This is a genomic window from Shewanella sp. AS1 (genome assembly GCF_021412565.1).
Taxonomy (GTDB): domain Bacteria; phylum Pseudomonadota; class Gammaproteobacteria; order Enterobacterales; family Shewanellaceae; genus Shewanella.
This window is the reverse complement of the sequence record NZ_JAKCLJ010000018.1, coordinates 14,215-27,896: the sequence shown is the minus strand read 5'-3', so window position 1 is coordinate 27,896 and position 13,682 is coordinate 14,215. Positions and strand designations below refer to the sequence as shown.

Sequence of the window (13,682 nt, the reverse complement as noted above, 5' to 3'; positions counted from 1 at the left end):
TTATACTAAAAATTTTTTTTTTTTTTTAATAAAAAAGCGACTCTAGGGTCGCTTTTTTTATTGGTATCGATTTTCACATGGAGGGCCTTCTTTACTTTGTGAACTGAAAATACCCACATAAATTTTAGTGTGTAAACAGAGAAAGTTGCCATAAATCACATAAAAAGTGTAAACAATGTAAATAAAGTTAAATAAAAATAATTCTCATTTATAGTTGGCGCAACTTGTCATTGTGTTGCCAGCTTAAGTGAGGTTGTCATGTCGGTAAAAGGGTATTCATTAAACTATTCAGTCATTGGGTTTGCGGTCTTAACAGCATTAGCAAGCAGGGTTGTTTATGCTGCACAGGATGAGGCAGAGCCTGATTATGGCATAGTTACCGATGTTCAGATCGAGCGCATCATAGTGACAGGCAGAAGTTTTAATGACTATAAGGTCGGTGTTGCTTCTGGGGCGATGCGCGGCGATATCGATTTAATGGACACCCCGCAGTCAGTCGCGGTGATTCCTGATTTTGTCACCGACGAGCAGCTCGCCACTAATCTATCTGAAGTTTTAGTCAACGACTCCAGCGTCACGGGTGGCAGCGAAAAGTGGAACCGTCAGGTGTTCAATATCCGCGGCTTCGAACTCTCTTCTGGTTCGGGTTTCCTGATTAATGGCCAACAGCAATGGTCCCACTATGTTCAGCCTATTGAAACACTGCAGCAGGTGGAGGTGCTCAAAGGGCCGTCTAGCATGTTGTATGGCCAATCTGGTCCTGGCGGACTGATCAACATGGTGACCAAGAAGCCGACCTACGACCCCTTGTTTGAGTTAGGCTTTGATACAGATGAACATGGCTCAACCCGTTTTCAGCTAGATGCGGGTGGCAGCTTAAACGAAGCGCAAACACTCCGTTATCGCACTGTGCTAGTTAAACAAGATAATGAGTACTGGCGTGAATATTTTGCAGGAAATGGGCAGGATGCTTCATCACAGGAGCGTGACCGCTGGTTAGGCTATCTGAATCTTGAGTTTGATATGAGCGATGATCTCATGTTGTCGCTGAAATATGATCATACCCAAGATAAAACCGGCATCGACCGTGGCGGCTGGTTAAACAGTGCAGGTGAAGTGATTGGCGGTAATGACATTATCTGGGATATGCCTTGGGCATTTACCGATAACACAATATCCAATCTGGGCGCTGAGCTGACCTACCACATCAGCAGCGATTGGAAGGTGAAAACCGGCTATAACTATCAGCAATTTAATCGTCAGCGTTTAGATTCCTCGCCAAGCCTAGTTAGAGGCTCTGAAGATCCCTTTGTCGATGGTTACACCATTAGCGCCTTCGATCGATATGATGACTGGCAGCATAAAACTGGGTTTATCGACTTTACCGGCCAGTTTGACACCTTCGGGCTTGAGCATCAGCTACTCATAGGCGCTAACATGCTGAACTACTATTACGGCGTGCAGCGGGAATCGGGTCAACGAGGTCAATTGGTTATGCCGGATCAGCCGGTGGCAAAACCTGATTTAGACTATCACAGAGCAAGCTTGTCAGAGAGCGATTACAAGCATTATGGCTTCTATCTGCAAGATCTGATGACAATCAATGAGCAATGGAAACTGCTTGCGGGTGTGCGCTACGACGAGCAGAAAAAAGAGGGTGATGGTGCCAATAGTTATGCCGTTTCTCCCAAGTTTGGGTTGATCTATGCGCCTACGGCTAACGGTAATATTTACCTCAATTACTCCAAGAGTTTTGTGCCTCAGGGCAGTGTCAGCAACGATTTTGATGTTAACGATGGTATGAACCTGGATCCTGAATATGGCGAGCAATATGAGCTGGGAACCAAGTGGGAACTATTCGATGGCAGCCTGCTGCTAACGGCTGCCGTTTTCGACATCAAGGTGACGAACGTCACTGTGACTGAAGATTTAGACATTATGACGCCAGCCGGTGATGATGTGATCACCACCCAAAGCGGCGAACAACACCATAGAGGTTTCGAGTTTGGTGCTCAGGGGCAGGTCAGTGATAAATGGTTCTTAACCGGCTCTATGATGTACCTAGATGCGGAGTATATTCGCCCAGCGAAGGATAGCCTGAATGGGAAGACGCCTGTAGATGCTCCCGAGTGGTCGGCTAATATCTGGACTCGTTTTGAGATGACTGACGACCTCGCTTTTAACTTCGGAGCCCTATATGTGGGTGAACGCTTTGCCAACACCAGCAACGAAATCACAAAAGATGCTTATGTCCGGTTTGACATAGGGGCGGCTTACAGCATGGATATCATGGGAACCGATGTCAGTTTGCGTTTGAATGTACAAAACCTGTTTGATACCGATTACCTTGCCGGTGGCACTAATACCGATGTAACCGTGGGTGAGGGGCGTAATTTCGGCTTGGCCCTGCAAGCTAAGTTTTAATCTAGCCATCATAAAATGGAAAAGCCTTAATCTTTAGTGGATTGAGGCTTTTTTATTTGGCTGATGCAGAAATTAAACTGGCCAAACAAGTTTCGATTTATTACTATATAACTTTCGAAACGAAAGTTAACTGAAAGTTATAATGAACAAACGAAACACGCAGCAGAGGCGCCACAGCATTATCACCATACTCAATCAGCAGGGTGAGGTCAGTGTCGATGAATTAGCTAATCGTTTTTCAACTTCCGAAGTCACAATTCGTAAAGACTTGTCTACCCTGGAGAAAACTGGACTCCTGCTACGCCGTTACGGTGGAGCCGTGGCTGTACCAGATGAGTCTGCCGGGCAATTTAGTGCCAAACTGTCTCCCAATAAACTGGCAATTGCCCAAGCGGCAGCCAAACTGATTAAAGATCATAACCGAATCATTATCGACAGCGGCACGACAACCGCTGGCTTGGTACAGCAGCTGAATGATAAGCACGGCTTGGTGGTGATGACCAATGCCCTGCCGCTGGCCAATGCAATTCATGAACTGGAAAATGAACCCACACTCTTGATGACGGGCGGCACCTGGGATCCCCATTCGGAGTCGTTTCAGGGACAGGTGGCCGAGCAGGTATTACGTTCCTATAACTTCGATCAACTCTTTATCGGGGCGGATGGTATCGATCTGGAGCGCGGCACCACCACCTTTAATGAATTAACCAGCCTGAGCAAGGTGATGGCAGAGGTTTCCCGCGAGGTTGTCGTGATGGTGGACTCAGACAAAATAGGCAAGCGAATTCCCAATTTGGAGTTAGCCTGGCAGCAGATCAGCACCCTAGTGACAGACGACAGAATTGCAGACTCGGCGGTGAAAAATATTCGTGCTCAGGGGATAGAGGTGATTTTGGCCCCCTATTTTGACCAGGCACTCTAACAAACAGTTTTTAGTAATAGTTTAAATTATCAAATAGTTAAGGTTTTATTATGTGCGGAATAGTTGGCGCAGTGGCGCAAAGGGATGTGGCAGAAATCTTAGTAGAAGGCCTGCGCCGTCTGGAATATCGAGGCTATGACTCGGCAGGTGTTGCCGTGATCAATAATGGTCAGCTCAATAGCACTAGGCGCGTAGGCAAGGTGCAGGAGTTATCCAATGCATTGGATGAGAAGCCATTAATAGGTGGTACGGGCATTGCCCATACGCGCTGGGCAACCCATGGCGAACCGAGCGAGCGTAATGCTCACCCTCATCAATCCAGTGGCGATATTGCCGTGGTGCATAACGGCATCATAGAAAACCACAATAAACTGCGTGAGATGCTTAAAGGTTTGGGTTATGTGTTTGCCTCTGATACAGATACCGAAGTGATCTGTCACTTGGTGCATCATGAGCTGAAAACCCACGACACCTTGCTTGCTGCGGTTCAAGCCACGGTTAAACAGCTGGAAGGCGCCTATGGCACAGTTGTTATCGATCGCCGTGATAGCGAGCGCATGATAGTTGCTCGCAGTGGTAGTCCGCTGGTGATTGGCTATGGTTTAGGGGAAAATTTTGTCGCCTCAGATCAGCTGGCATTACTGCCTGTTACTCGCTCTTTCGCCTTCTTAGAAGAGGGAGACGTGGCCGAGGTGACGCGCCGCAGCGTCAATATTTTTGATGTCGATGGCAATCCGATTGAGCGTGAGATCAAAGAGTCTGAAGTGACTCATGATGCTGGCGATAAAGGCGAATATCGTCACTATATGCTTAAAGAGATCTACGAGCAGCCCCGTGCAATTGCCCACACTCTGGAAGGACGTATTGCTGGTGGTCAGGTGCTGGACAGCGCCTTCGGTGAGAACGCGGCCGAGTTTCTCAAAGAGATTAAGCATGTGCAGATCATCGCCTGTGGTACCAGCTATCATGCAGGTATGGCGGCGCGTTACTGGCTGGAAGAGTGGGCCGGGGTTTCCTGTAATGTGGAAATCGCCTCAGAATTCCGCTACCGCAAATCTCACCTGTTCCCTAACAGTTTGTTAGTGACCATTTCTCAATCTGGAGAAACCGCAGATACCTTAGCCGCGCTACGTCTGGCAAAAGAGATGGGTTATAAGGCGACAATGACCATCTGTAATGCGCCCGGCTCCTCTCTTGTTCGTGAGTCTGATATGGCCTATATGATGAAAGCGGGCGCCGAAATTGGCGTGGCTTCGACCAAGGCCTTTACTGTGCAACTGGCAGGTCTGTTAATGCTAACAGCGGCGATCGGCCGCCACAATGGCATGTCAGATGACACCTTGGCGGGTATCACCAAGAGCCTGCAATCGCTTCCTGCCAAAGTTGAGCAGGTGCTTGGGTTGGATGATGAGATTGCCGAGCTGGCAGAAGATTTTGCCGATAAACACCATGCCTTGTTCTTGGGGCGCGGCGATCAATATCCTATCGCCATGGAAGGGGCATTAAAGCTCAAAGAGATCTCTTACATCCACGCCGAGGCCTACGCCTCAGGAGAGTTAAAACATGGCCCGCTGGCCCTGATCGATGCCGATATGCCAGTTATAGTGGTGGCACCAAACAATGAGTTGCTAGAGAAGCTTAAATCTAATGTCGAAGAGGTACGCGCCCGCGGCGGCTTGATGTATGTGTTTGCCGATCGTGACGCCGAATTTGAATCCGACGACACAATGAAGGTGATCCCAGTGCCTCACTGTGATGAGTATATGGCGGCACTTATCTACACCATCCCGCTGCAACTGCTCTCATACCATGTGGCACTGATCAAAGGCACTGACGTGGATCAGCCCAGGAACTTAGCCAAGTCGGTCACAGTGGAATAGTCCCGGTTACTATTATTCTCTGACGATTGTTGTCAAAACGCCCCATGCTGAATTTTTCAGCATGGGGCGTTTTTGTCATGGGTATAGAAAAAGCTAATATATTTAGGGTATAAGCATATCTTTATATAGACCAAATATTTTTACGACTTGGGTTTGACGGCCTGTGAATTATCGTTCATATTTTAGGCGGATTTAAGTTAACTACTTATTTTTCAAGGTCAACTGACGAACAGGCACACCCGTTGTGAAACGGGGCCGCAAAGCTTCGGATCTTAGTGTATTTGGCTTTATTAAGATGGCTGAGTTGCCGAATCAGGTGAAAAACGTTAGTGCTGAGCCAAGAAGAGCGGGCGCTAATTGTATATGGAAATTTGTTTTTTACCTTTCGGAGAGTATATGAAAATTAAACACACAGTAATCGCTCTGGCATCTTTGTTTGTTGCGCTGTCGGCGAACGCTTCTGTTACTTATGATGAAAATGGTGTCGGTTTTGTCGGCAAGGGAGATATTCAATCCTTGTTTGACTGGAATAACAGTCAACTACAGGAAAATGCCGGTTCGCTGCAATTCCGTTTTATCAGCGAAGGAACTGTCACTTGGTTATGTGAAGGATTTAATAAAAATGGAAAGCTTGTTCAAAGCAAGACTCCATCTATGAGCACATCAGTGGATGCTAAGGCAACTTTGGATTCACGTAAAAACAAGAAAGAAATGATCACTGGCTTTGATCTTAAAGGAATGGTTATTAACGCTAATTCAGAGTATACCAGTGACTATGATTGTAGTGGTCCTGGACAAGGCTTGAATTGGGAGTTTGTTGTAGGGAGTGATGATATGGAAGGCAGCGAAAGCCCCTTATTGCAAGTGATGTTTGCGCCTGCGACTGAGTCTGGCAAGGTCGCAAGCGAGTGGATGGATCTTCCAATCACAGAATGATTCAAAGTGTGTTCATTTGAGTTATCGAAAAAACGCCACGCCCTTTTAAAGGCGTGGCGTTTTGTTTTCTATCACTGCAGAGGTTTATTTGGATAACAAAAGTTATCGATTAACCAGCTGAGCAAATTTGTTACCTAAAACTCCACCTATGATAAGGAATATCAGGAATACCCAGCCTGATAGAGAGAAGTTGGCTATCGGGGTATAAAGCGCACCCACATTACAGCCATTGGCCAGGCGGGTGCCGACACCCATCAAAGCGCCACCTAGGGCAAATAGGGCGAATTGCTTAGCGCTGTGACGTGTATTAAATGGATGACTAAAGCGTCCCATCAGCAATACGGCGATCAGCGTGCCGACCAAAATGGCTAAGTTTTGCACCGAAATTTGATGCTCAAAAAAGGCTAATTCGAACAAGGCCGCCGGACGGTGACTGAATTCGGCCAAGGTTTGCGATGAAACGCCAAACAACATTAGAAACTTGCCAAACCAGATGCCAAATGGCGTTGAAGCGCCCCAACCTGCGCCTGTGGTCGCCATCATAATGGCGAAGATGATGGCGATAACGAACGCACCCTGGCGCAGAGTCCACATTTCGGCAAACCAGATTTGGTAGGTGGCGCGGCTGAAAAGGGCTGTGTTTAGTGGGCGTGGCTGAGCGGTGAGTTTTTCACGTTGTAACTCGCCATCGACACCCAAGTAGCTACCATCATTACGCTTGGCTTGCTCGTATCGTTTCGCAAAATGGTTGACGATAACGGCCAAAACCACAGTCACTATTACTGCTGACAGATAGCCATTGAGAGGGCCAAAGGCAAACAGATCTGGCAGATAAACACCGTTAGCAAAGCTGCTGCTATGAAATAGTGACTCAGTGATCCAGGGTGCCGTGGCTTGCAGCGGGAAACCGATAAAGACACCAAAACCAAAGAAAAACAGGGTCGTCAGGGCTCTGGGAATGTCAGACACCATTTCCACCATCACACCGCTGGCGCAGCAGCTAGACAGACACATGCCGGCACCAAACATCACACCGCCAATAATTAAACCTAAATTGATTGGGTTAACCCATAAATCGAAGCCTGCAGGCCCAGATTTATAGAGCAAACCGGCGTTAAAAATGGCTGTGATGACAAACAGCAGCATTAAGGTGCGCAGTAGTTGAGTCGAACCGCGGCGATATGCCCGGTTTACGCTGCCGGCAAAGCCGATGGAGGCTTTGGTCAAAGCAAAGCCGAGGCTTAAACCTAAGACTAAACGCAAAAATAGCGTCGAATCCTTGAGTAAGGCCGCGCCTAAAGCCAGGGTTAAGAGTGCGATTAATCCGCCCCACAGCGCCTGACTGGTTTTCACCTCTGGCTGCGAGAGTTCGATAGTGGACATAGTGTTACCGACAAATAGTACAAAAAAGAAGCGGGATTCTATCTTTTAATCTCATTTATACCTAACAGTTAATTGCCATATTAAAGATCTAAATGTTATGCGGTGAAGTGCACAAAAATCATAAATTGCTCAGAAGGTGGGATGTCGATTCTTTCGAGGTGAATGAAGAGCTCAGTCTGGCTGCGGCTTTGTCAATCATGCAGCCAGACGATAGCAATTTACCTATTAGAACTTAGGAGCTTGGCGAGCCTGGCTGGCCTGCTCATATCCATAGGCGGCTTCAATCAATGTGGCTTCTGATTTTGCGCTGCCAAAGAAGCTGACACCGACGGGTAATGCCTTGGACTCCCCCGCACTGATGAGGCCAAGGGGGCTTAATGCCGACAATGCCATTAATGGCGCTAGGACAGGTCACTGACCCATCGGTTTCTGTGCCCATGGCCAGAGTCACTAAATCGGCGGCTATGGCCACCGCCGAGCCTGAGCTGGAGCCACAGGTTGAGGTGCTTGGGTTATAAGGGTTGCGGGTTTGGCCCCCTATACCACTCCAGCCCGAGCTTGAACGGGTGGAACGAAAGTTGGCCCACTCACTTAAATTGGCTTTACCCAAAATAATCGCACCGGCTAGGCGTGCCCGATCGGCCTGCCTGGCCTCATCGATTACCTTGGGGTTAAGGCTTATCACAGGATTCAGTTCAGGCCCCTGTTTATTAAGAGCATCGATACGTTGCAGATAGTAATTAATCAATTCCTCCGAGGTCAGCTGTCCATCTTGTAACTGCTGAATGTCATTTAGGCTGGCTTGAGCCAGACTCGCGGGTGGGTTTGCCTCTTGGCTGGCATAGCCTGTCATCCCTAACAACATTATGGCGCCAGCAAACAGCCTTAATCTTTTCCCCATGAAGCGTCCCTTTCTATTTAATATTATTATCTGTTTTCTATTGGTTTTTATTGAGTGAATTGATGCAATTGCAACACCTGTTATCAATAACATTTACATAACAAAAGCGGAAATCGTCGGTATGTTGAAGCTTTACTTGTAGGCGGCGCTTAGCCTTTTTATATCCAGAATACTAGTCAGTTTTTTTGTTCCCAATCGGCAGATATTGTGTGTTTTTTGTCACACACAAATAAGTAAAAACTTAATAAAAAATAGAATCTTAAATAATTATTGGTTAAGGCGTGGTTAATCTGTTTTTGCTATAAAATCTGCCGTAATTGTAGGGGGATGTATTATATGGAACGGCGAATATATAGTGGGCTGATAGGCTTGTTTTTGTTGAGTACCAGTCATGAGTGTTTTTCTCAGGAAACATTATCCTTTAGCGGCGTGCAAGGTTCCGAGCGTGCCGAGTTGGCCGCAGTAGTTTTGCAGCAAGCTTATCAGCAAATTGATATTTCCGTTCTCTTTAAACCTATGAATGCAAAACAGGGGGCAGAGAGTGCCAATGCTGGCGATTTGGATGGGGTGCTTGCGCGTATTGACGGTATCGATGTTTTCTATCCTAACCTTATTCAGGTGCCCATCCCCATCAATTACCTAGAGTTGGGAGTCTTTAGTACTCGCCAAGATTTGGATATCGACGGCTGGTACAGTCTCTCTCCCTATAAGGTTGGCATTATAAAAGGTATGTTGATTGCCGAACGCAATAGTGAGCTATTCGAGATCACCCGATTGGATAATTATGCCGAATTGGTGGCTTCGCTGTTGGCGGGGAGCATCGATGTGGCTGTAATGCCAAAACAAAATGGGAAGGATGCGATAAGTCATTATGGTAAAAATCAAATTAAAGATCTGGGCGTGGTGCTGGATAACGCCCTCTTGTATCACTACCTGCACAGGCGTCATCGGGAGCTTGTGCCTCAGATTAGCGCGATATTAAAAGCTATGCTGCTCGATGGCACCATTCAACGACTGACTATTAAGCAAGCATCAGATAACAAAGAGCTTGGTGGTGAACGTGATTGATTTAGTCAAGAGCAAGTACCACATTCAATTACGTACCCTGCTTATTCTGACCGTCTGTACCTTAGGTGTCATGGTGATGGGATTCGGCATGCTCTATCAAACCAAACTCGATGATTGGCGTGAAAATCTTAGTTACACGGTTACCATGCAAGCAAGCCTGATGGAGTCAGTCGCCAAGCACGATGCTTTTTTCAATGATTCTTGGCGAACGGGAGCAGCCAGTGCTGCCACTTTGGGTCAGGTCACTGAGAGTTTGTCCGATTCTCATGGCCTAGGGCGTACGGGTGAATTGTTATTAGCCAGGCGTGATAACAACCAGATAGTGTTTCTGATCCCGGCGCGCAAACTGGGAAATAAGAAACCTCAACCAGAACCTCTTGATTCATTGGTAGCGACGCCCATAAGGCTGGCGCTAGAGGGGGGCACAGGTATATACCAGGGGCCAGATTATGCTGGCGCTCAGGTGATGGCCGCTTATCAGTATCTGCCGTTTCTTGATATGGTGCTGATGGCAAAAATAGATGTTGCCGAGCTGAGAAAGCCCTTTATCGACGTAGGTTTCAGTTCTATTGGCCTGGTGATTATATTTATTGGCATAGGCATGCTGTTAATCAGCCATATGGTGCGGCCGCTATTGGATAAAGTGTATCACTATACCGAGACTTTGAATCTGCGTGAACGAGAGCTGAGTAAACTTTCAAAAGTGGTTGAACAGAATCCGGCCGCACTCGTCATCACAGATCTCAAGGGCAAGATAGAGTATGTTAATGCGAAATTCAGCGAGGCCAAAGGTTATACATTAGAAGAGGTTGTTGGTAAAAAACTCAGTATTATCAGTTCCGATGATACTCCACCACAAACACACCAACAACTGTGGAAGACTATTCTCTCGGGGGCCTCATGGCGAGGCGAGGTCGAAAACCAGACTAAAGCTGGTCAACGTGTGTGGGATCTGCTTACTATCTCTCCCATTACCGATTCAGCCGGCAACATCACCCATTTTTTAGGGATACAGGAAGATATTACAGCCTCTCGTCAGTTGAAAGCGCAAAAAGAGCAAGCAGAAAAAGAAGAGGCTGAGAGTTCCCATAGATTCCAGACATTATTTGCTAAATCTTCAATCCCTTACAGTATTCAGGAGTCTGGGGTGTTTGTTGATTGCAACCAAGCGCTACTGGATATGTTGGGAATGGACGATGTTTCTCTGTTAATTGGGCAATCAGCTCTGGACATTTCCCCCGCGACCCAACTCAATGGTGAAAACTCGGCTGAGTTGGCAAGTTATTATATCAAACGGGTTATGAACACTGGGCGGCAACGATTTGAATGGATACACCTAAAACAAGATGCCACCTCCATAGCAGTTGAGGTCGTGCTCGATCATATCGTGTTAGATGGCAAGGACATGGTGTTGGTAAGTTGGTATGACTTGACCGAGCGTAAAAATGCGGAGGCCGTGATGCGAGAGAGCGAAGCCTTGTTCCGCAACACCTTTAATAACTCTGTAGTTGGGCTGGCCAACATAGACTTAGATTTTCGTTTTCTTAAGGTCAACCCTTGGTTGATTAATGTGCTGGGTTACAGTGAAGAGGAGTTGCTGAGTAAAACGTTAATGCAACTTACTCATCCAGACGATCTCAATGTGAGTTTAGTTAATGCAAACAATCTAATTCGGGGGAAAGTTAGCTCCTATAATCTGCAAATACGCTACATTTGCAAAGATGGCAGCATAGTTTGGATTCAATTGGATATCACCCTGGCCAGGGATGTGTCCGATAAGCCTAAGCATTTTATCGCCGCTTTTCACGACATCACTCTGCAAAAAGAGGCTAAAGAAGCCCTACGTCGCAATCAGCAGCAGTTAAGGGCCATCATAGATAACGTCCCTATCCTGATCTTGTTAAAGGATAAAGAGGGTCGTCATTTGGTCGTCAACAAATACTATGAATTACAAACCGGTTATAGTGCCGAGCAGGTTTTAGGACAAACCAATGCAGAATTTATGGATCCCACAATCGCTGAGTTATTTGAGGTGCAGGATAAAGAGGCGATTGCGACGGGAGAGGTCCTTTTCCATGAGGTTCGAGTACCTGACCCGAATGGGCAATGGCACGATGTGGATATTACTAAGATTCCGCTTCGGGATGCACAAGACAACTGTTATGGCCTAGTCGTAATTGGCACAGACATTACCAACCGTAAGAAGATGGAGATGGATCTTCGTCAAGCCAAGGATGCGGCTGAATCGGCGACATTGGCCAAATCCAATTTCTTGGCCTCCATGTCCCATGAAATTCGCACTCCGATGAATGCCATCATAGGCATGTCTTATCTGGCGTTACAGACACAACTCGATGATAAGCAGCGTAATTACGTTGAAAAGGTGCATTTCGCTGCTGAGGGGTTGCTGGGCATTCTTAACGACATCCTCGATTTTTCCAAGATAGAAGCGGGGCGTATGGAACTTGAGTTTATCCCCTTTAACCTCTGTGATGTGACTCAAAATTTAGCCAATATTATCTGTAACAAGGCCAGGGAAAAAGGGGTCGACTTAAGATTCGAATATGATGATGACTTGCCCCTAGCCCTGATGGGGGACCCGTTACGTCTTGGTCAGGTGTTGCTTAATTTGGCCAATAACGCGGTTAAATTCACCGATAAGGGCGGCTCAGTTCTGGTGGCTGTTCGGTTGTTATCCCAGAGTCGGGAACTGGCAGAATTGGAGTTCTGTGTGCGTGACACAGGCATTGGTATCAGCGAGTCACAACAAAAGAAGTTGTTTAAATCCTTTAGCCAGGCCGACAGCTCAACGACCCGTCGTTATGGGGGAACCGGCTTAGGCCTAGCCATTTCGCAAAACCTAGTAAGCATGATGAAGGGAGAGATCCAGGTTGAGAGCCAGCCCAATAAAGGAAGCAATTTCTATTTCAGGGTAAGCCTGAAGAAACAAACCGATGTTAATGCTGCTGGTCTGCTCGATAACCGACGTAATCTGGATCTACAAATTGATCACGCCAAAGCATTACTTCAGGGAGCTCGTCTCCTGCTGGTGGAAGATAATGCACTTAATCAGGAGCTCGCAATCGATCTGCTGCAGAGTAATGGCATTGAGGTCGTTCTCGCTCAGCATGGTGGTGAAGCGCTCGAACTGCTTGAGGGCGCAGAGCTTGGCCAGATAGACGGCATACTCATGGATTGCCACATGCCCGTGATGGACGGTTATACCGCAACTCGGCGCATCCGTGAGCAGCCACAATGGCGGCATCTTCCCATTATTGCCATGACGGCCAGTGCCATGGAGAGTGATTATGATGATGTGATCGCCGCAGGCATGAATGATCGTATTATCAAACCCATCAACATAGAGACTATGTTTAGCACTTTGGCTAAATGGATTGCACCTGCAAATCCCAAAAGCTCCCCTTATGTTCCCTCTGCCGCATCAGAGGATAGCATTAGCGCTCTGCTTGAACTCACAGGATTGGATACAGGAATTGGGTTGACAAACACTCAAGGCAACTCAGCGCTTCACATTAAGTTGCTGCGCCGCTTCATGGAGAGTTACCGCGAAGATTTACCGCAACAATTCGCAGTACTGCGTCAGGCCCCATCCAGTGAAAACGCTGTGCGTTGGGTCCACACACTCAAAGGAACAGCCAAGACGGTAGGTGCTATGCAGGTTGGCGATATTGCCGAAGAGATCGAGACTCTGTGCAAGGTGGCCGGTCAGGATAAAAATGATGTCCCGGAGGGGCTTGACCCCTTGTTAACCCAGCTTAACTCGGCCATGGCTGAGCTGTTCGATAACCTGAAGTTACTCGATGATCTTGGCGATAAGGGCAATGAAAAGCAAGAAACCGAGTTGAACTTTGATCTCATCTTTGAGCAATTGAGCCAGCTACGCCCCCTACTTAAGGATGACGATACCGAGGCCTCAGATCTGATTGAACATGTGAGGCAATTGCTCAAAGGGACAGCTTTGGAGGCGGCGTTGAAACCACTTTACGATGCCATTAATCATTATGATTTTAGCGCGGCATTGGATGCATTAACGACAATAGAGCAAACGATTCAGGAACAGGCAAGCGTAAGCGCAGATCTGAACCCCTAAATTAAGACAACACACTTCTGATCCTGCATGAATACCAATAGGTTAACAGTGCCGTGT

8 protein-coding genes and 1 riboswitch are annotated in these 13,682 nt (G+C 47.1%); of the genes, 6 read left to right on the top strand and 2 right to left on the bottom strand.

Features of this window, described 5'->3' with window-relative positions; genetic code table 11:
- The first annotated feature begins 258 nt into the window (after positions 1-258).
- From LZP69_RS15760 to LZP69_RS15745, 4 genes are all read left to right on the top strand, one after another.
- Positions 259-2,424: a TonB-dependent receptor gene (locus tag LZP69_RS15760; protein ID WP_234201677.1), complete on the top strand. Its 2,166-nt coding sequence runs from the start codon at positions 259-261 to the stop codon at positions 2,422-2,424.
- 142 nt (positions 2,425-2,566) lie between these two features.
- Positions 2,567-3,346, top strand: a complete 780-nt coding sequence (locus LZP69_RS15755; protein ID WP_234201676.1) for a DeoR/GlpR family DNA-binding transcription regulator — start codon at positions 2,567-2,569, stop codon at positions 3,344-3,346.
- A 50-nt stretch (positions 3,347-3,396) separates the two neighbouring features.
- Positions 3,397-5,226, top strand: coding sequence for a glutamine--fructose-6-phosphate transaminase (isomerizing) (gene glmS, locus LZP69_RS15750; RefSeq protein ID WP_234201675.1), 1,830 nt, complete (start codon positions 3,397-3,399; stop codon positions 5,224-5,226).
- A gap of 222 nt (positions 5,227-5,448) precedes the next feature.
- A riboswitch (cyclic di-GMP riboswitch) is annotated at positions 5,449-5,538 on the top strand.
- Positions 5,539-5,622: 84 nt separating this feature from the next.
- On the top strand, positions 5,623-6,162 hold the full coding sequence (locus LZP69_RS15745) for a hypothetical protein (RefSeq protein ID WP_234201674.1): 540 nt from the start codon (positions 5,623-5,625) through the stop codon (positions 6,160-6,162).
- 102 nt (positions 6,163-6,264) lie between these two features.
- Here LZP69_RS15745 and LZP69_RS15740 read toward each other — a convergent pair whose 3' ends face one another.
- A complete protein-coding gene (locus tag LZP69_RS15740) occupies positions 6,265-7,545 on the bottom strand; it encodes a YeeE/YedE family protein (protein WP_234201673.1) in 1,281 nt (426 codons plus the stop codon).
- A 280-nt stretch (positions 7,546-7,825) separates the two neighbouring features.
- Entirely contained in the window at positions 7,826-8,446 is a 621-nt protein-coding gene (locus LZP69_RS15735) for an amidase family protein (RefSeq protein WP_234201672.1), read from the bottom strand.
- Positions 8,447-8,782: 336 nt separating this feature from the next.
- Between LZP69_RS15735 and LZP69_RS15730 the strand changes: the two genes are divergently transcribed.
- Together LZP69_RS15730 and LZP69_RS15725 are read left to right on the top strand one after the other, a co-directional pair.
- On the top strand, positions 8,783-9,514 hold the full coding sequence (locus tag LZP69_RS15730) for a substrate-binding periplasmic protein (RefSeq protein ID WP_234201671.1): 732 nt from the start codon (positions 8,783-8,785) through the stop codon (positions 9,512-9,514).
- Complete coding sequence (locus LZP69_RS15725; RefSeq protein ID WP_234201670.1) at positions 9,501-13,625, top strand: PAS domain S-box protein; 4,125 nt, start codon at positions 9,501-9,503, stop codon at positions 13,623-13,625. The genes LZP69_RS15730 and LZP69_RS15725 overlap by 14 nt, the downstream gene beginning before the upstream one ends.
- The last annotated feature ends 57 nt before the right edge of the window (positions 13,626-13,682 follow it).

Coding starts and splice junctions, on each gene's coding strand:
- LZP69_RS15760 (WP_234201677.1), top strand. CDS start 259: ATGTCGGTAAAAGGGTATTCATTAAACTATTCAGTCATTGGGTTTGCG.
- LZP69_RS15755 (WP_234201676.1), top strand. CDS start 2,567: ATGAACAAACGAAACACGCAGCAGAGGCGCCACAGCATTATCACCATA.
- glmS (WP_234201675.1), top strand. CDS start 3,397: ATGTGCGGAATAGTTGGCGCAGTGGCGCAAAGGGATGTGGCAGAAATC.
- LZP69_RS15745 (WP_234201674.1), top strand. CDS start 5,623: ATGAAAATTAAACACACAGTAATCGCTCTGGCATCTTTGTTTGTTGCG.
- LZP69_RS15740 (WP_234201673.1), bottom strand. CDS start 7,545: ATGTCCACTATCGAACTCTCGCAGCCAGAGGTGAAAACCAGTCAGGCG.
- LZP69_RS15735 (WP_234201672.1), bottom strand. CDS start 8,446: ATGGGGAAAAGATTAAGGCTGTTTGCTGGCGCCATAATGTTGTTAGGG.
- LZP69_RS15730 (WP_234201671.1), top strand. CDS start 8,783: ATGGAACGGCGAATATATAGTGGGCTGATAGGCTTGTTTTTGTTGAGT.